Origin of the sequence: Microbacterium sp. H37-C3, from assembly GCF_027157935.1 — a bacterium.
Taxonomy (GTDB): domain Bacteria; phylum Actinomycetota; class Actinomycetes; order Actinomycetales; family Microbacteriaceae; genus Microbacterium; species Microbacterium plantarum.
The window spans coordinates 425,100-442,540 of record NZ_JAPVLR010000003.1 but is presented as its reverse complement, the minus strand read 5'-3'; the positions used below and the strand labels follow the sequence as shown (position 1 = coordinate 442,540).

Below are 17,441 nucleotides of genomic sequence, written 5' to 3'. Positions count from 1 at the left end.
GCAGCGCGAACGCTGCCGTGCTTCCTCTCATCCGGACTAGCGACTCGCGTCGCATCACCGTCGGTCCCGGAATTCCACCGGATCAACCTCTCGGCCCGAGGGCCTCGAGGGTCGCGGACTCTCACCGCCGGTTCGGATTCTCACCGACCCCGGAGCACGTTCAATACTCCGATCGTACTCAACGCGGCGCTGCCTGCGGCATTCCCGACTTCCGCCGTCACTTGAGCAGGCGGGAGAGTCGGCGATCCGCGAGCAGCTTGCCGCCCGTCTGGCACGTCGGGCAGTACTCCAGGCTGTTGTCGGCGAAGAAGACGCTGCGCACCTCGTCGCCGCAGACCGGGCACGCCTCGCCGCGGCGCCCATGCACCCGCATCCCGCGGCGTTTGGCGTCCTTCAGGTCTGCAGGAGGCTTGCCCGATGCCGCAGCGACGGCCTCGGCCAGCGTCGCGCTGAGCGCGGTGTAGAGCCGGTCGACCTCCGCGTCGTCCAGATTCGCGGCCAGCGCGTAGGGCGACATCTTCGCCGCGTGGAGGATCTCGTCGGAGTAGGCGTTGCCGATCCCCGCGACGATGGACTGATCGCGCAGCACACCCTTGATCTGGGTACGGCGGCCCGCCAGCAGGCCCGCCAGGGTGTCGCGGTCGAACGAGGGATCGAGCGGGTCGGGACCGAGCCGGGCGATGCCCGGCACCTCGGCCGGATCACGGACGACGTAGACCGCGAGCGACTTCTTCGTGCCGGCCTCGGTCAGATCGAACCCCGAGTCGTCGTCGAAGCCGACGCGGAGCGCGATCGGGGTCTTGCCGGGGCGGATGACGGTCGACGGCAGCGCGTCGTACCAGCGCAGCCACCCCGCCTTGGCGAGGTGGAAGACCAGGTGCGTGCCGCCGTCGGTGGCCAGGTCGACGAACTTGCCGTGACGGGATGCAGCGGTCACCGTCGCGCCCTCGAGCGTCTCGATCGGCGGGTCGTACGTCTTCAGCGCGGAGATCGCGCTGACCCGGGCTTTCGTGATGCGGCGTCCGGCGAGGCGACCGCCGAGGTAGTCGACGAGTCCCTGCACTTCCGGCATCTCGGGCATGGCGTCATCCTGGCACGCACCACCCCCACGCGGCACGGGCTTGTGCCCGGGCCGCGGCCTGGTTCGAGACTGGTTCAGTCGGTGAGGATCGGCCAGGGCTGCGGCGCGCGGTCGTCGTCGGGCAGGATGCCGGCGATCCAGCCGTCGTGGCGGCCTCGGAGGTCCGAGAGGCCCTGGCGCAGCATCCCCTCGTAACGGAATCCCAGGCCGCGCGCCGCACGCGCGGATGCCTCGTTGCCGACGATCGCCCGCCATTCGATGCGCGCGAGTGCCAGCGGCTCGGCGAAGCCGAAGTCGATGACCGCGCGGGCCGCCTCGCTCAGGTAGCCGTGCCCGCGCGCCGGTGCACTCATCCAGAACCCGATCTCCGCGGCACCTTCCGGGCTCACGCGGTGCAGGCCGATCATGCCGATCCACTGGCCGTCCCGGCGGATGCCCCACGTCAGCTCGGACTGCTCGTCCCACCAGGCCGCAGCCTTCGCGATGAACCCCTCGGCGTGCTCGCGCGTGTAGGGAGAGGGCACGGTGGTCCAGCGCGGGACCTCGGGATCCTGCGCCGCAGCGGTGATCGCGTCGACGTCGTCGAGAGTGGGCACCGACAGCTCGAGCCGCGCGGTTCGGAGGGTCACCGGTTCCATCCCCCGACCCTACCGAGGCGGGGTCAGGCAGAGGGGTTCTGCGAGATGTAGACCGCCATCGCGGCGAGGTTCGTCAGGGGAGCCATCGCACCGTTGCCGGGTGCGTCGAAGACCATCGCTTCGACGCCGGCCTCGGCGTAGGACGCGACCCACGCCGCGGCCGACGGGAGCGGCACGGCGAGGAGGCGCGACGCCTCCTCTTCGGGCAGGCCGAAACCGAGGGCGGCTTCATGGGCGCGGTCGGCGGTGGAGAACGCGAAGATCACGGCGCCCTCGTCCGAGCGCAGCGCGAACGGGGTGGGCTCGTCGTCGGAGCCTCGGGCGATGAAGAGCCAGCGGTCGAGCGCGAAGGCGGCGCGCCAGAGTCGCTCCTGCACGGCGGCGTCGGCGGGGGAGGCCTTCGACGCCGCCGCCGCCTCATCGAGCGCCGTGATCAGCTTCGCCGAGGGCTCGACCGGCATCTCCGATGCGGTGGTCGCCGGCGCGGCGTTCTGGCTGCCGTCGGTCGCAGCGGACAGCCCGGCGTCGGGCGCGGTCGATTCGTTGTCAGACACGACGCAGCAGTCCCAACTTGTCGTAGACGTCAGCGAGCGTGCGGTCGGCGACCTCGTCGGCGCGCGCCGCGTTCGACGCGAGCACCCGGTCGAGCTCGGCCGGGTCGTCGAGCAGCTCGAGGGCACGCTCGCGGACCGGGCCGAACTCGGAGACGACGACCTCGGCCAGGCCCTTCTTGAAGTCGCCGTAGCCGCGACCGGCGTACTCGTCCTCGATCGAGGGGATCTGGCGGCCCGTCAGCGCGGCGTAGATGACGAGCAGGTTCGAGACGCCGGGCTTGTTCTCGCGGTCGTAGCGAACCGAGCCCTCGGAGTCGGTGACGGCCCGCATGACCTTCTTCGCCGACACCTTCGGGTCGTCGAGCAGCCACAGCACGCCGGCATCCGACTCGGCGGACTTCGACATCTTCGAGGTCGGGTTCTGCAGGTCGTAGATGCGCGCGGTGTCCTGCTGGATGACCGGCATCGGCACGCGGAACGTCTCGCCGTAGCGCGAGTTGAACCGCTCGGCCAGGGTGCGCGTCAGCTCGACGTGCTGCTTCTGGTCGTCGCCGACGGGCACGATGTCGGTCTGGTAGAGCAGGATGTCGGCGGCCATGAGCACCGGGTAGGTGAAGAGCCCCACGTTGGTGGCGTCGGCGCCGTAGCGCTGCGACTTGTCTTTGAACTGCGTCATCCGGCCGGCTTCGCCGAACCCGGTGATGGTCGAGAGCACCCAGGCGAGCTCGGCGTGCGCGCGGACGTGCGACTGCACGTACAGCGTCGAGCGCGAGGGTTCGATGCCCGCCGCGATGTATTGCGCCGCGGTGCGCCGGGTCTTCGCCCGCAGCTCGGCGGGGTCATTCGGCTGAGTGAGGGCGTGCAGGTCGACGACGGAGAAGAACGCGTCGTAGGTCTCCTGCAGGTCGCGCCACTGCATGAGAGCCCCGATGTAGTTGCCGATCTGGAGCGAATCGGCGGACGGCTGCATTCCGGAGTACAGGCGGGGCTTGGTCACCAGAAGAGTCTACGGGCGTCGCCCCGCGGGCCGTCGCCCCGTCGCCTCGATCAGCCCGGGAAGACGTAGTCGGCGACGACGGGGGCGTGGTCGCTCCACCGGGTGTCCCACGACGGCGCGCGCACGACACGGTAGTCGGTGACGCGCTCCGCGAGCTGCGGCGTGGCGAGGTGGTAGTCGATTCGCCACCCGGTGTCGGTGTCGAACGCCTTTCCGCGGTTGGACCACCACGTGTAGGGACCGTCGATCTCGCCGGCGAACCGACGTCCCACGTCGACCCACCCGAGGCCGGTGCCCCGCTCGCCGTCGACGGTGTCGATCTCGACGCCGGCGGGCGCGGTGAACCGGTCGAAATAGGCCCGCTCGCGCGGGAGGAAGCCGGCCTTCTTGCGATTGCCGCGCCAGTTGCGGATGTCGAACTCACGGTGGCCGACGTTCAGGTCGCCGGTGATGACAGCGAGTTCACCGAGCTGCGGCATCCGCTTCTCCATCGCATCGAGGAAGGCGTACTTCGCGACCTGCTTCTCGGTGTCGGCCTCGCCGGTGAAGACGTACGCGCTGACGACCGTGAGGTGCTCGCCCGCGACCTCGATGTCGGCCTCGACCCAGCGTCCCTTCGAGTCGAGATCGTCGTCGCCCAGCTCGATGCGCCAGACGTCGAGGGGCTCACGGGCGGCGATAGCGACACCTGCGCGCCCCTTCGCGAGCGCCTCGTCGGAGACGAAGTGCCAGTTCGGCAGGGCAGCGGCGAGATCGGAGGCCTGGGCACGGACCTCTTGGAGGGTCAGGATGTCGACGTCCGCGGTCTCGAGCCACTCGTGCATCCCCTTGCGGGCGGCGGCGCGGATGCCGTTGACGTTGACCGAGGCGATGCGAAGACGACGTGACACGTCTGCCAGCGTAACCGCGACCTCCGACAGGGCTCACCGCGCGGCGCGCTGCTCCGCATCGAGGCGTCGGAGCAGCTCGCGAGCCCGATTCACGTCACGCCGCGCGGGAACGCGCTTCCACCACCCGGCCTCGGCGAGAGCATGCTCGGCGTCGCGCAGCTGCGCCTCGGCCACCACGCGCAGGGCCCGTCGCTCGTCGGCGCGGCGCTCCTCCTCGGTCTTGACCTCGAGCGGGATGTCGTCATCCGCGGCCGACACCGCGACCCATGAGGCCGCGACGAGGATGACGATTCCGGCGAGGCGCAGCCAGAGGAGGAACCCGATGAGCACCGAGAACGTCGCGAGGAGCGGGTTCGTGGGGGAGTAGACGGCGAGGAAGCCGGCACCCAGCTGCAGGACGCTCAGCGCGGTGCCGCCGAATATCGATCCGGGGATGATCTTCCGCCACGGCAGCGCGGTGCCGGTGAGGAATCGGATGAGCGCCGTGAGGGCGGCGGCGTTGATGACGATCGCGACCAGCACCGACGCGAGCCGGCTCAGCACGTCGATCGTCGTCGACTCGTAGGGGATCTCGAAGAGGTCGAACAGTTGCCGGACGATGCCACCGGCGACGAGGCCGAGCGCGGCGCCGAGCACGAGCACGAGGCCGAACAGCAGGGCGGCGCCGAAGTCGCGTAGCTTCAGGAGCACGTAGTTGCGCGTGTCGAAGGGGAGCCCGAAGATGTCGCGCACCGCGCGGCGCGTGAACGTCACGAACCCGATGGCCGTCCAGATCGCGACCGCCAGGGCCACGGCACCCGTCACCGCCAGGACGCCGCCGCTGTTGCGGGCGATGTCGGCGACGTCGGCGGGGGAGACCGGACCGCTGCCGGAGATCAGCCCCGGGATGTAGCTGTTGACGACGTCGATGAGGGCGTCGATCGCCATGCGCGATCCGCCGAGCCACAGCCCGACGACGGCGAACGCCGTGTAGATGGTGGCGAAGAGGGCGAAGAGCGACTGGTAACTGATGCTCGCGGCGAGGAGGAAGCCGTTGTGCCGCAGGAAGTGGCGCCATACCCGGATCGGGAACCAGCCGAGCGTGCGACGCGTGATCGTCGTCGCACGCTCGATGGGCTGGTCGAGCCGCTCGCGCAGCCGAGACGCATCCCACCGTTCGCGCAGCGCATCTGTCGCGGAAGGGTCGGGATCCACGTCGTCGAATCTATCGGCAGCGGTGGCGCGAGCTGATCGGGCGCGAGCCCGGCCGGCTCAACGCCCGCGGAGAACCGCCTGCTTGACCTCGGCGATCGCCTTGGTGACCTCGATGCCGCGGGGGCAGGCCTCGGTGCAGTTGAAGGTCGTGCGGCAGCGCCACACGCCTTCCTTGTCGTTGAGGATGTCGAGGCGCACGTCGCCCGCGTCGTCGCGCGAGTCGAAGATGAAGCGGTGCGCGTTGACGATCGCGGCGGGGCCGAAGTACTGGCCGTCGGTCCAGAACACGGGGCACGACGAGGTGCACGCGGCGCAGAGGATGCACTTGGTGGTGTCATCGAAGATCTCGCGGTCGGCGATCGACTGGATGCGCTCCTTGCCGGCCTCGGGCTTCGAGTTGGCGATGAGGAAGGGCTGCACGTCGCGGTAGGAGGCGAAGAACGGCTCCATGTCGACGACGAGGTCCTTCTCCAGCGGCAGGCCCTTGATCGCCTCGACGTAGATCGGCTGCGAGATGTCGAGGTCCTTGATCAGCGTCTTGCAGGCCAGGCGGTTGCGCCCGTTGATGCGCATCGCGTCGGACCCGCAGATGCCGTGCGCGCACGAGCGGCGGAAGGTCAGCGACCCGTCGACATCCCACTTGATCTTGTGCAGGGCGTCGAGGACCCGGTCGGTCGAGTAGAGCTCGACGTCGTAGTCGACCCACCTCGGCTCGCTGTCGACCTCGGGGTCGAAGCGCCGGATGATGAAGGTGACCAGGAACGACTGGATGCCGGTGTCGTTCGCCGCCTCGGCAGGGGCCGCGGCATCGGTTTCGACGATCGTCATCAGTACTTCCTCTCCAGCGGCGGGTACCGCAGTTCGCCGTTCTCGTTCTTGGTGAACACGACGGGCTTCCAGTCGAGCCGGATGTGGTCCTCGGCGTGCGACGAGTGGGGGTCGCCCGACAGATAGGCCATCGTGTGCTTCATGTAGTTCTCGTCGTCACGCGTCGGGAAGTCATCGCGCATGTGGCCGCCGCGACTCTCCTTGCGGTTGCGAGCGGCGACCACGACGACCTCGGCGATGTCGAGCAGGAAGCCCAGCTCGACCGCCTCGAGCAGATCGGTGTTGAACCGCTTGCCCTTGTCGTCGACGTGGATGTTCTTGAACCGCTCGCGCAGGTCGGCGATGACGTCCATGACGTGCAGGAGCGACTCCTCGGTGCGGAACACCTGGGCGCCCTTGTCCATCTCGTCCTGGAGCGTCTTGCGCAGGACCGCGATGCGCTCGGTGCCGGGGTTGTTGCGCACGCCTTCGATGAGTTCGCGCACGTCCTTGGCGGGGTCCGCGGGCAGCGGCACGAAGTCGGCGGTCTTGACGTACTCGACGGCGTTGCGGCCGGCGCGCTTGCCGAAGACGTTGATATCGAGCAGCGAGTTGGTGCCGAGGCGGTTCGAGCCGTGCACCGAGACGCACGCGCACTCGCCGGCGGCGTAGAGGCCCGGCACGACGGTGGTGTTGTCGGCGAGCACCTCGGCCTCGACGTTCGTGGGGATGCCGCCCATCGCGTAGTGCGCCGTGGGCATGACGGGCACCGGCTCGACGACGGGGTCGACGCCGAGGTAGGTGCGGGCGAACTCCGTGATGTCGGGGAGCTTGGTCTCGAGGACTTCGGCGCCCAGGTGCGTGCAGTCGAGCAGCACGTAGTCGCGGTGGGGACCGGCGCCGCGGCCTTCGGCGACCTCCTGCTGCATGCATCGCGAGACGATGTCGCGGGGAGCGAGGTCCTTGATGGTGGGCGCGTAGCGCTCCATGAACCGCTCGCCCGACGCGTTGCGGAGGATCGCGCCCTCGCCGCGCGCGCCTTCGGTGAGCAGGATGCCGAGACCGGCGAGGCCGGTCGGGTGGAACTGGAAGAACTCCATGTCCTCGAGCGGCAGGCCCTTGCGCCAGACGATGCCGACGCCGTCGCCCGTGAGGGTGTGGGCGTTCGAGGTCGTCTTGTAGATCTTGCCGAAGCCGCCGGTGGCGAAGATGACGGCCTTCGAGTGGAAGACGTGCAGGTCGCCGGTCGCCAGGTCGTAGGCGACGACGCCCGCCGTCTGGGTCGAGCCGTCGGGCGCGGTCACCGTGATGAGGTCGAGCACGTAGTACTCGTTGAAGAAGTTGATGCCGAGCTTGACGCAGTTCTGGAACAGCGTCTGCAGGATCATGTGGCCCGTGCGGTCGGCGGCGTAGCAGGCGCGGCGCACCGGCGACTTGCCGTGGTCGGCGGTGTGGCCGCCGAAGCGGCGCTGGTCGATCTTGCCCTCGGGGGTGCGGTTGAAGGGCAGGCCCATGTTCTCGAGGTCGATGACCGCGTCGATGGCCTCCTTGGCGAGGATCTCCGCCGCGTCCTGGTCGACGAGGTAGTCGCCGCCCTTGACGGTGTCGAAAGTGTGCCACTCCCACGAGTCCTCTTCGACGTTGGCGAGCGCCGCCGCCATGCCGCCCTGCGCCGCACCGGTGTGCGAGCGGGTCGGGTACAGCTTCGAGATCACCGCGGTGCGGGCACCCGGACCGGCTTCGATCGCCGCCCGCATGCCGGCGCCGCCGGCGCCGACGATGACGATGTCGAACTGGTGGTAGTGGATGCCGTCCTTGACGACGACCTCTTCGGTCTGGGTGCTCACGGGGCGAGCCTTTCGTTGCTGTGATTCACGTCGTCGGAGCGCAGGGTCAGCCCTGGCAGGTCTCCCAGAGCATGCTGTCCGCGGTCACTCCGAGGCAGGGGTCGAAGGTGAACACGACCAGGGTGCCGAGCAGGATCAGCAGACCTGCCGAGAGCCAGATGGCCCACACGAGGACCTTCCGCGCCGTCGCACCCGTGACGTAGTCGTTCACGATCGTGCGCATGCCGTTCGCGCCGTGGATCAGGGCGAGCCACAGCATCAGCACGTCCCACCACTGCCAGAACGGGCTGGCGAACTTTCCGGCCACGAAAGCGAAGTCGATGCCCTTGATGCCCTCGCCGAGCATGAGGTTGACGAAGAGGTGGCCGAAGATCAGGACGACCAGCAGCACGCCGGAGGCGCGCATGTAGACCCAACCCCACTTCTCGAGGTTGGCGCCCTTCTTGCGGACCTGCGGGCTGCGGGGAGCGGCAAGGGTGTCGGCGGTCATCAGTGACCCCCTCCAATCTCGGAGAGAACGATGGGCACGTGACGAGCCGCGAAACCGATGATGGTGACGGCCCAGACCGCGAGAACACCCCACCACAGCTGACGCTGGTGGCGCGTCGCCCACGGCCACAGGTCGACGGCGATGATGCGCAGACCGTTGAAGGCGTGGTACACGATCGCGGCGACGAGGGCGACCTCGCCGAGACCCATGATCGGGTTCTTGTAGGTGCCGATGACGGCGTCGTAGGCCTCGGGCGACACGCGGATCAGCGCGGTGTCGAGCACGTGGACCAAGAGGAAGAAGAAGATGGCCACGCCGGTGATGCGGTGAAGCACCCACGACCACATGCCCTCGTTGCCGCGGTACAGCGTGCCGCGCGGGGTCTTGGATGTGGTCTGGGCTACCGACGGTGTGACGCGTGCTGGTGCAGACACGGTCGTCCTCCCTGGATCGAACACGGTTCGTGGGGGCGATCGATGCCCCGGTGGGGCGGTTGACCCCCGGCGTCACATGGGCGCACAACGATTCTAGGCCGGGAAAATGACACGGGGCGACGAAGGGCACCCTAAAGAAAGCGGGTTCTTGCGCCGGGGGTCGCGCCGATGCCCGGGTACTCTCGGAGCATGGTCGACGAGATTCCGGACTTCTACGCCGTCATCCCCGCGGGAGGGGTGGGCAGCAGGCTCTGGCCGCTGTCGCGTGCCGACGCTCCGAAGTTCCTGCACGACCTGACCGGGTCGGGCCATTCGCTCCTCCGCGACACGTGGGACCGGCTCGCGCCGCTCTCGGGCACCGATCGCATCGCCGTCGTCACCGGTCGCGCGCATCGCGCTGCCGTCGAGGCGCAGCTTCCCGGCATCCCCGACAAGAACGTGTTCCTCGAGTCGGAGCCGCGCGACTCCGCCGCGGCGATCGGACTCGCGGCCGCGATCCTGCATCGGCGGCATCCCGACGTCATCATCGGCTCGTTCGCGGCCGACCACGTCATCCGCGGCAGCCGGGTGTTCGAGTTCGCGGTCCGCGACGCCGTCGAGGTCGCACGCGAGGGCTACATCTGCACGATCGGAATCACGCCTTCCGAGCCCGCGGTCGGATTCGGCTACATCAAGCGCGGCGGCGAACTGATCGTCGAGGGCGCTCGCGATGCCTCGCTCGTGGAACGGTTCGTCGAGAAGCCCGACCTCGAGACCGCGCGCGCCTACGTCTCGGACCGGTCGTACCTCTGGAACGCGGGCATGTTCATCTCGCGGGCCGATGTCCTCCTGGCCGAGATCGAGGCGAACAGCCCCGAACTGCACGCGGGCCTGCTCGAGCTCGCCGAGGCCTGGGACGATCGCGACCGGCGCGGTCCCGCCGTCGACCGCATCTGGCCGCAGCTGAAGAAGATCGCGATCGACTACGTCGTCGCCGAGCCCGCCGCCGAGAAGGGCAAGCTCGCCGTCGTGCCGGGGCACTTCGACTGGGACGACGTCGGCGACTTCGCGAGCCTCGCGAAGCTCAACTCCAACGGGCGCAAGAACGACCTGGCCATCCTCGGCGAGAACGCCCGCATCCTCTCGGACGCGGCCAGCGGCATCGTGGTCAGCCACACCTCGCGGGTCATCAGCCTGATCGGAGTGAAGGACATCGTCGTCGTCGACACTCCTGACGCGCTTCTGGTGACCACGAGCGAGAACGCGCAGCGCGTCAAGCACGTGGTCGACGCCCTCAAGCTGACGGGACGCGGCGACGTTCTGTGACGCGCACATTGCGTCTTTGTAACCATTCGCGGGGCAGGGTGCGTCCGGGGTGCAACCCGGACGAAACAGTAGGTAACTTCTTTCCAGCCGCCGCGAAGTCCGCGGCGCCTTCAATGTGGAGGCTGCATTGACACTCTCGACCCCCCAGAAGCTCGTCGGCATCACAGCTGCCGCGGGCCTTCTCGTCGCCCTCGCCGGTTGCGGAGCCGCTCCCGATGAGGCCGGCGGATCCGCCGCACCCGAGGCGGGCTCGGACTTCACCCCCTGCCTGGTCTCCGACGAGGGCGGCTGGAACGACCGTTCGTTCAACCAGTCGGCGAAGGAGGGCATGGACCGCGCGGCGAAGGAGCTCGGCGTCGAATCGATCGAGGTCGAGTCCACCACCGAGAACGACTACGCGCCGAACCTCGAGACGCTCGTCTCGGAGGGCTGCGACCTGATCGTCGCCGTCGGCTTCAAGCTCGCTCCGGCCACCGTCGCGTCGGCCACCGCGAACCCCGACATCGACTACGCGATCATCGACGACTACGCCGACACCGACTTCGACGGCAAGACCGACGCGCCCAACATCAAGCCGCTGGTGTTCAACACCGCTGAGGCCGCCTACCTCGGCGGCTATGCGGCGGCCGCGTGGTCGGCTGACGCCGGTGTGAACAAGGTCGGCACCTTCGGTGGCGACAAGTTCAACTCGGTCACCGTGTTCATGGACGGCTTCCAGCTCGGTGTGGAGAAGTACAACGAGGACAAGGGCGCGAACGTCGGCGTCGTCGGCTGGGACATCACCGCTCAGGACGGCAACTTCACCGGCGGCTTCACCGCCAACGACACCGCCAAGCAGGTCGCACAGGGCATCCTCGACCAGGGTGTCGACGTGATCCTGCCCGTCGGCGGCCCGATCTACCAGAGCGCCGCGCAGGCGATCCGCGAGGGCAACCGCGACGTCGTCATGCTGGGCGTCGACAGCGACCTCGCCGTCTCGGCTCCCGACGTCGCCGACCTGACGCTCGTGTCGATCCAGAAGGCGATCGACGTCGCCGTCTACGACGCCACGGTCGCAGCCCAGAGCGGCGACTTCTCGACCGACCCGTACGTCGGCACGCTGAAGAACGAGGGCGTCAAGCTGTCGAGCTTCCACGACTTCGAGTCGCGTCTGCCGGCCGGTCTCGCCGACGAGCTGACCGCCCTGCAGGAGGCGATCGTCGCCGGTGACATCACCGTGGACTCGCCGAACTCTCCGTGAGCTCGTGAGTCGTCGGGGCCGGGGGACGGAAGTTCCCCGGCCCCGACCGCTGTCCACCCACCATCCGTCGCATAGATTGGCCGACATGAAGCTCGAACTCCGGGGCATCACCAAGCGCTTCGGCACCCTGGTCGCCAACGACCACATCGACCTCGTCGTCAGGCCGGGCGAGATCCACGCTCTCCTCGGGGAGAACGGCGCCGGCAAGTCGACGCTCATGAACGTCCTCTACGGCCTCTATCAGGCCGATGAGGGCCACATCCTCCTCGACGACGTCGTCCAGGACTTCCGCGGACCCGGCGACGCCATGGGCGCGGGCATCGGCATGGTGCACCAGCACTTCATGCTCGTCCCGGTCTTCACCGTCGCCGAGAACGTCATGCTCGGTCACGAGAACACCAAGGGCCTCGGCGTCCTCGACCTCGCCGCGGCTCGCGCACACGTGCGTGCCGTGGCCGACCGCTTCGGCTTCCAGATCGACCCCGACGCCGTCGTCGGAGATCTGCCCGTCGGCGTGCAGCAGCGCGTCGAGATCATCAAGGCGCTCTCGCGCGAGGCCAAGGTGCTCGTCTTCGACGAGCCCACCGCGGTGCTCACGCCGCAGGAGACCGACGAGCTCATGGCGATCATGCGCCAGCTGCGCGACGAGGGCACCTCGATCGTCTTCATCACCCACAAGCTGCGCGAGGTCCGCGAGGTCGCGGACCGCATCACCGTCATCCGGCTGGGCAAGGTCGTCGGCGAGGCATCGCCGACGGCGAGCAACGCCGAGCTGGCGGCGCTCATGGTCGGCCGGCCCGTCGAGATGGTCGTGGCCAAGGGCGCTCCGAACGTCGGGGAGGGCGGCCTCGTGCTCGACGGCATCCGCGTCGTCATGCCCTCGGGGATCGTCGTCGTCGACGACGTCGACCTGCAGGTGCAGTCGGGCGAGGTCGTCGCGATCGCGGGCGTCCAGGGCAACGGCCAGACGGAGATCGTCGAAGCGATCCTCGGGCTGCTGCCGATCGACCACGGCTCGATCCGCCTCGACGGCGACGAGCTGGGCGGGCGCAGCGTGCGCGCGATCCTCGACCGCGGTGTCGGCTTCGTGCCCGAGGATCGCAAGGAGGACGGTCTCGTCGGAGCGTTCTCCGTGCAGGAGAACCTCATCCTCGACCGCTCGGACGACCGCGCCTTCACTCGTGCGGGCACGATCGACCGCCGCGCCCTCGAGGCGTTCGCGCGTGAGCGCATCGCCGAGTACGACATCCGCACGCAGGGCCCCGACACGGCGGTCGGCACCCTGTCGGGCGGCAACCAGCAGAAGGTCGTCATCGCACGTGAGATGGCCCGCCCGCTGCGTCTGCTCGTCGCGGCGCAGCCCACGCGCGGCGTCGACGTGGGCAGCATCGAATTCATCCACAAGCGCATCATCGAGGCCCGTGACTCCGGCGTCGCCGTCCTCGTCGTCTCGACCGAGCTCGACGAGGTGGTCGCCCTGGCCGACCGCATCGCGGTGATGTACCGCGGTCGCATCGTCGGCGTCGTCCCGGCGACGACGCCGCGCGACGTGCTCGGCCTGATGATGGCCGGCGAGGTCCCCGAGGAGTCAGCAGCATGACCACCCCCACCCCCGGTCCCGGGCCCGACATGCCGGCGGAGGCTGCTGACTCGCAGCTGCCTCCCGTCGGCGGCCCGCTGACGGGCAAGCCCGACGTGGCCCCGCCGCCGACGACGAACCGTGTCATCACCGAGCTGATGCGCAGCAGCGCCGTCATCACCGTCCTCGCCATCGTGCTCGCGCTCATCGTCGGCGGCATCATGATGGCCGTCACGGACGAGCGGGTGGCTGCGGCATCCGGGTACTTCTTCGCACGTCCCGGTGACACCCTCGGGGCGATCTGGCAGTCGGTGTCGGGCGGGTACGACGCCCTGTTCCGCGGTGCCGTGTTCAACACGCGCGTCGACGACTTCGCGACGCAGATCCGTCCGCTGACGAACACGCTCGGCTTCGCGGCGCCGCTGATCGCAGCGGGTCTCGGTGTGGCACTGGCCTTCCGTGCCGGTCTGTTCAACATCGGTGGCCGCGGCCAGATCCTCATCGGAGCCGCGTTCGCGGCCCTCGTGACGTTCAACCTCGACCTGCCGATGTTCATCCACCTGCCGCTGACCCTGATCGCCGGCATCGTGGGCGGGGCCCTGTGGGGCGGGCTCGTGGGACTGCTGAAGGCGCGCACCGGCGCGCACGAGGTGATCCTCACGATCATGCTCAACTACATCGCCTACTACCTCGTCAGCTGGATGGTGCGTACCCCCTCGCTGCTGCAGCAGACGGGCACGACCCAGTCGATTTCGCTGCGCACGCCGGAGTCCGCTCAGTTTCCCGAGCTGCTCGGCCCGCAGTACCCGCTGCTGGACTGGGGCTTCATCGTCGTGATCATCGCGACGGTCGTCGTGTGGTGGGTCATCGAGCGCTCCAGCCTCGGTCTGCGTCTGCGGGCCGTGGGCGAGAACCCGCACGCGGCACGTGCCGCGGGCATCTCGGTCGAGCGCATGTACATCTACGCGATGCTCTTCGCCGGTGGGCTCGCGGGCCTCGCCGCCATGAACCAGGTTCAGGGGCAGGTGACCACCGGGTTCACGGCTTCGATCGACGCCGGCATCGGGTTCGACGCGATCACCGTCGCCCTGCTCGGGCGTTCGCGTCCGTGGGGCGTCTTCGCCGCCGGCATCCTGCTCGGCGCACTCAAGGCGGGCAGCTTCACGATGCAGGGCTCGGAAGGGATCCCCGTTGAGATCGTGCTCGTGGTGCAGGCGCTCATCGTCCTGTTCATCGCGGCTCCGCCGCTCGTGCGGACGATCTTCTTCCTTCCCAAGACCGAAGCTGAGAAGCGCGCGTCGGGCCGCACGAAGAACTCGTCGCGCCGCGCCGCTGTGAAGGCGGGTGCCTGATGGCAACGACCGATCTGACCTCCTCCACCGCGGCCCCCGCCGCGGTGAAGGTCCGCCACCTCAAGCCGGCCATCGCCCTCGGCGTCGCCACCGTGCTGCTGGCACTGCTGTTCGCCCTGGTCCCGCGCGGCGGCACGAGCACGTTCCGTCTCGCCGACGGCGGGTCGACGATCCCGATCCCGGACGTCGCCCTCCCGACGGGGCCGACCAGCTGGACGCTGCTCGCCCTGATGGCCGTCATCACGGCCGTCGCGGCGTGGGACGCCCTCGCCTATCGCCGCCCTCGCACCTGGCTGATCGCGGTGGCCGGCTTCGTGGGGGTGTTCGCCTTCCTCGTCTGGGCCGCGGCCGAGGGGCTCGTGCCCGTCATCGGTCTGCTGTTCGGTGCGGTGTCGCTGTCGGTCCCGCTCATCTTCGGCGCCCTCGGCGGCGTGATCGGTGAACGGGTCGGCGTCGTGAACGTCGCCATCGAGGGCCAGTTCCTGCTCGGCGCCTTCGGCGCGGTGCTCGTCGGCAGCATCACCGGCAACCCGTTCATCGGACTGATCGCCGCCATGGTCGGCGGCGTGCTGGTGAGCCTCGTCCTCGCGGTCTTCTCGATCCGTTACCTCGTCGACCAGGTCATCGTCGGCGTCGTGCTGAACGTGCTGGTGACCGGCCTCACCGGCTTCCTCTTCGGAGCGCTCCTCGCGCCGAACGAGGCGACGCTCAACCGCGCGACGACCTTCCAGCGCCTGCCGATCCCGCTGCTCAGCGACATCCCCGTCATCGGACCCGTGCTGTTCAACCAGACGTTCATCGTCTACCTGATGTACGTCACGGTCGGTCTCGTCGCGTGGGGCCTGTACCGCACCCGCTGGGGTCTGCGTCTGCGCGCCGTCGGCGAGCACCCGCAGGCGGCGGACACCGTCGGCATCAAGGTGAACCCGACCCGGTTCTGGAACGTCAGCCTCGCCGGTGCGATCGCCGGCGCCGGTGGTGCGTACTTCACGCTGGTGTCGGTGCCGACCTTCACCAAGGAGATGACCGCGGGCCTGGGCTTCATCGCCCTCGCCGCCGTGATCTTCGGACGCTGGGACCCGATCCGCGCCACCCTCGCGGCGCTGCTGTTCGGGTTCGCGACGAACCTGCAGAACCTTCTGACGGTGCTGCGGACGCCGATCCCCAGCGAGTTCATGCTCATGCTGCCCTACCTCGTGACGATCCTCGCGGTCGCCGGGTTCGCGGGGCACATCCGTGGGCCGGCCGCCGCCGGCAAGCCGTACATCAAGGGGTGACACCGCTGTGACAGACATCGATTGGGACGAGCTGCGCGCCGTCGCGACCGAAGCCATGACGCGCGCCTACGCGCCGTACTCGCGCTACCGGGTGGGCGCGGCAGCGCTCGTCAGCGACGGACGCATCGTCTCGGGATGCAACGTCGAGAACGCGTCGTACGGCGTCGGGCTGTGCGCCGAGTGCGCCCTCGTCGGCGACCTGCACATGTCGGGCGGCGGACAGCTCGTCGCCTTCGTGTGCGTCAACAACGACGGGCAGACGATCATGCCGTGCGGTCGGTGCCGCCAGCTGCTGAACGAGTTCGCCCTGCCCGGAATGCTGCTCGAGACCGTCTCGGGCATCCGCACGATCGACGAGGTGCTGCCCGATGCGTTCGGGCCCCGCGACCTCGAGGAGGCCGCCCGATGAGCGCCGAGTCCACCGCATCCGCTGTCGAGGCGTTCGACGCCGTAGACGTCATCCGAACCAAGCGTGACGGGGGTGCCGTCCCTGAGGACGCGCTCCGCTGGATGATCGACGCGTACACGCGCGAGTACGTCGCCGACTCGCAGATGGCGGCTTTCGCGATGGCGGTGCTGCTCAATGGGATGCAGCGCGACGAGATCCGCGTCATGACCGACGCGATGATCGCTTCGGGCGAGCGCATGAGCTTCGCCGGTCTCGGCAAGCGCACGGTCGACAAGCACTCCACCGGCGGTGTCGGCGACAAGATCACGCTGCCGCTCGCGCCGCTCGTCGCCGCGTTCGGCGTCGCCGTGCCGCAGCTGTCGGGCCGCGGCCTCGGCCACACCGGCGGCACGCTCGACAAGCTCGAGTCCATCCCCGGCTGGCGTGCCGCGCTGTCGAACGACGAGATGTTCGCGCAGCTTCGCGACGTCGGCGCCGTGATCTGTGCCGCGGGCTCGGGCCTCGCGCCCGCCGACAAGCGGCTGTACGCTCTGCGCGATGTCACCGGCACGGTCGAGGCGATTCCGCTCATCGCCTCGAGCATCATGTCGAAGAAGATCGCCGAGGGCACCGAGTCGCTCGTGCTCGATGTGAAGTTCGGCTCCGGCGCCTTCATGAAGGACGTCGACAAGGCTCGCGAGCTCGCCCGCACGATGGTCGCGCTCGGCGCAGATTCGGGGGTCGCGACGACCGCGCTCCTCACCGACATGAACGCTCCGCTCGGTCTCGCGATCGGAAACGCGAACGAGGTCCGCGAATCGGTGGAGGTGCTCGCCGGCGGCGGCCCCGCCGACGTCGTCGAACTGACCGTCGCGCTCGCGCGCGAGATGCTCGCGCTCGCGGGTCAGCCCGACGCCGACGTGGAGGCCGCCCTCGCCGACGGCCGGGCCATGGACGTCTGGCGCCGCATGATCCAGGCACAGGGCGGCGACCCGGATGCCGCACTCCCGACGCCCCGCGAGACGCACACAATCACCGCGCCGACGGCCGGCGTCGTCTCTCGCCTCGAGGCGCTGCCCTTCGGCATCGCCGCCTGGCGTCTCGGTGCGGGCCGTGCCCGTGCCCAGGACCCCGTCATCCACGCCGCGGGCATCGACCTGCACGTCAAGCCGGGCGACGAGGTGGCAGCCGGTCAGCCGCTGTTCACCCTGCTGGCCGATGATGGTGCGCGGTTCGACCGCGCTCTCGACGCGCTGCACGGCGCGTGGGAGATCGACGACGACGCCCCGCCCGCGGGGCCGCTCGTCCTCGAGCGCATCACAGCCTGAGCTCGCCGGCACACCCCGTCCGTCCACCCGCCCGTTTCTT

17 protein-coding genes and 1 riboswitch are annotated in these 17,441 nt (G+C 69.2%); of the genes, 7 read left to right on the top strand and 10 right to left on the bottom strand.

Features of this window, described 5'->3' with window-relative positions:
• Nucleotides 1–14: 14 nt before the first annotated feature.
• Nucleotides 15–161: riboswitch (FMN riboswitch) on the bottom strand.
• A 56-nt stretch (nucleotides 162–217) separates the two neighbouring features.
• From O1W71_RS11125 to sdhC, 10 genes are all read right to left on the bottom strand, one after another.
• On the bottom strand, nucleotides 218–1,081 hold the full coding sequence (locus O1W71_RS11125) for an Fpg/Nei family DNA glycosylase (RefSeq protein ID WP_269267896.1): 864 nt from the start codon (nucleotides 1,079–1,081) through the stop codon (nucleotides 218–220).
• 74 nt (nucleotides 1,082–1,155) lie between these two features.
• The gene (locus O1W71_RS11120; protein WP_269267895.1) at nucleotides 1,156–1,719 is read right to left on the bottom strand and encodes a GNAT family N-acetyltransferase; all 564 of its coding nucleotides are present in this window, start codon (nucleotides 1,717–1,719) and stop codon (nucleotides 1,156–1,158) included.
• A gap of 23 nt (nucleotides 1,720–1,742) precedes the next feature.
• Nucleotides 1,743–2,273 (bottom strand): hypothetical protein, encoded by a 531-nt coding sequence (locus O1W71_RS11115; RefSeq protein ID WP_269267894.1) that lies wholly within the window; start codon nucleotides 2,271–2,273, stop codon nucleotides 1,743–1,745.
• On the bottom strand, nucleotides 2,266–3,270 hold the full coding sequence (trpS, locus tag O1W71_RS11110; protein ID WP_112617419.1) for a tryptophan--tRNA ligase: 1,005 nt from the start codon (nucleotides 3,268–3,270) through the stop codon (nucleotides 2,266–2,268). Before trpS ends, O1W71_RS11115 begins: the two co-directional genes overlap by 8 nt.
• A 50-nt stretch (nucleotides 3,271–3,320) precedes the next feature.
• Entirely contained in the window at nucleotides 3,321–4,160 is an 840-nt protein-coding gene (locus O1W71_RS11105) for an exodeoxyribonuclease III (protein WP_269267893.1), read from the bottom strand.
• Between the two features lie 33 nt (nucleotides 4,161–4,193).
• Nucleotides 4,194–5,354: a YihY/virulence factor BrkB family protein gene (locus O1W71_RS11100; protein ID WP_269267892.1), complete on the bottom strand. Its 1,161-nt coding sequence runs from the start codon at nucleotides 5,352–5,354 to the stop codon at nucleotides 4,194–4,196.
• 57 nt (nucleotides 5,355–5,411) lie between these two features.
• Nucleotides 5,412–6,182, bottom strand: coding sequence for a succinate dehydrogenase iron-sulfur subunit (locus tag O1W71_RS11095; RefSeq protein WP_094260201.1), 771 nt, complete (start codon nucleotides 6,180–6,182; stop codon nucleotides 5,412–5,414).
• The gene (gene sdhA, locus O1W71_RS11090; protein WP_112617416.1) at nucleotides 6,182–8,008 is read right to left on the bottom strand and encodes a succinate dehydrogenase flavoprotein subunit; all 1,827 of its coding nucleotides are present in this window, start codon (nucleotides 8,006–8,008) and stop codon (nucleotides 6,182–6,184) included. The genes O1W71_RS11095 and sdhA overlap by 1 nt, the downstream gene beginning before the upstream one ends.
• Nucleotides 8,009–8,054: 46 nt before the next feature.
• Nucleotides 8,055–8,498 (bottom strand): succinate dehydrogenase hydrophobic membrane anchor subunit, encoded by a 444-nt coding sequence (locus O1W71_RS11085; protein WP_023955540.1) that lies wholly within the window; start codon nucleotides 8,496–8,498, stop codon nucleotides 8,055–8,057.
• Nucleotides 8,498–8,932: a succinate dehydrogenase, cytochrome b556 subunit gene (gene sdhC, locus O1W71_RS11080; RefSeq protein WP_023955538.1), complete on the bottom strand. Its 435-nt coding sequence runs from the start codon at nucleotides 8,930–8,932 to the stop codon at nucleotides 8,498–8,500. The genes O1W71_RS11085 and sdhC overlap by 1 nt, the downstream gene beginning before the upstream one ends.
• A 189-nt stretch (nucleotides 8,933–9,121) precedes the next feature.
• On the opposite strand from sdhC, the gene O1W71_RS11075 reads away from it, so the two are divergent.
• The 7 genes from O1W71_RS11075 (at nucleotide 9,122) to O1W71_RS11045 (ending at nucleotide 17,401) form a co-directional block, all read left to right on the top strand.
• On the top strand, nucleotides 9,122–10,237 hold the full coding sequence (locus O1W71_RS11075) for a mannose-1-phosphate guanylyltransferase (protein ID WP_269267889.1): 1,116 nt from the start codon (nucleotides 9,122–9,124) through the stop codon (nucleotides 10,235–10,237).
• Between the two features lie 127 nt (nucleotides 10,238–10,364).
• The gene (locus O1W71_RS11070; protein WP_269267888.1) at nucleotides 10,365–11,477 is read left to right on the top strand and encodes a BMP family lipoprotein; all 1,113 of its coding nucleotides are present in this window, start codon (nucleotides 10,365–10,367) and stop codon (nucleotides 11,475–11,477) included.
• 85 nt (nucleotides 11,478–11,562) lie between these two features.
• The gene (locus O1W71_RS11065; protein WP_269267887.1) at nucleotides 11,563–13,077 is read left to right on the top strand and encodes an ABC transporter ATP-binding protein; all 1,515 of its coding nucleotides are present in this window, start codon (nucleotides 11,563–11,565) and stop codon (nucleotides 13,075–13,077) included.
• A complete protein-coding gene (locus tag O1W71_RS11060) occupies nucleotides 13,074–14,408 on the top strand; it encodes an ABC transporter permease (protein WP_269267886.1) in 1,335 nt (444 codons plus the stop codon). The genes O1W71_RS11065 and O1W71_RS11060 overlap by 4 nt, the downstream gene beginning before the upstream one ends.
• Nucleotides 14,408–15,685, top strand: a complete 1,278-nt coding sequence (locus O1W71_RS11055; RefSeq protein ID WP_269267885.1) for an ABC transporter permease — start codon at nucleotides 14,408–14,410, stop codon at nucleotides 15,683–15,685. The genes O1W71_RS11060 and O1W71_RS11055 overlap by 1 nt, the downstream gene beginning before the upstream one ends.
• Nucleotides 15,686–15,692: 7 nt before the next feature.
• The gene (locus O1W71_RS11050; RefSeq protein WP_023955526.1) at nucleotides 15,693–16,094 is read left to right on the top strand and encodes a cytidine deaminase; all 402 of its coding nucleotides are present in this window, start codon (nucleotides 15,693–15,695) and stop codon (nucleotides 16,092–16,094) included.
• Nucleotides 16,091–17,401, top strand: coding sequence for a thymidine phosphorylase (locus O1W71_RS11045; protein ID WP_114588570.1), 1,311 nt, complete (start codon nucleotides 16,091–16,093; stop codon nucleotides 17,399–17,401). The genes O1W71_RS11050 and O1W71_RS11045 overlap by 4 nt, the downstream gene beginning before the upstream one ends.
• Nucleotides 17,402–17,441: the final 40 nt, after the last annotated feature.

Coding starts and splice junctions, on each gene's coding strand:
- O1W71_RS11125 (WP_269267896.1), bottom strand. CDS start 1,081: ATGCCCGAGATGCCGGAAGTGCAGGGACTCGTCGACTACCTCGGCGGT.
- O1W71_RS11120 (WP_269267895.1), bottom strand. CDS start 1,719: ATGGAACCGGTGACCCTCCGAACCGCGCGGCTCGAGCTGTCGGTGCCC.
- O1W71_RS11095 (WP_094260201.1), bottom strand. CDS start 6,182: ATGACGATCGTCGAAACCGATGCCGCGGCCCCTGCCGAGGCGGCGAAC.
- O1W71_RS11085 (WP_023955540.1), bottom strand. CDS start 8,498: ATGACCGCCGACACCCTTGCCGCTCCCCGCAGCCCGCAGGTCCGCAAG.
- O1W71_RS11075 (WP_269267889.1), top strand. CDS start 9,122: ATGGTCGACGAGATTCCGGACTTCTACGCCGTCATCCCCGCGGGAGGG.
- O1W71_RS11065 (WP_269267887.1), top strand. CDS start 11,563: ATGAAGCTCGAACTCCGGGGCATCACCAAGCGCTTCGGCACCCTGGTC.
- O1W71_RS11060 (WP_269267886.1), top strand. CDS start 13,074: ATGACCACCCCCACCCCCGGTCCCGGGCCCGACATGCCGGCGGAGGCT.
- O1W71_RS11055 (WP_269267885.1), top strand. CDS start 14,408: ATGGCAACGACCGATCTGACCTCCTCCACCGCGGCCCCCGCCGCGGTG.
- O1W71_RS11045 (WP_114588570.1), top strand. CDS start 16,091: ATGAGCGCCGAGTCCACCGCATCCGCTGTCGAGGCGTTCGACGCCGTA.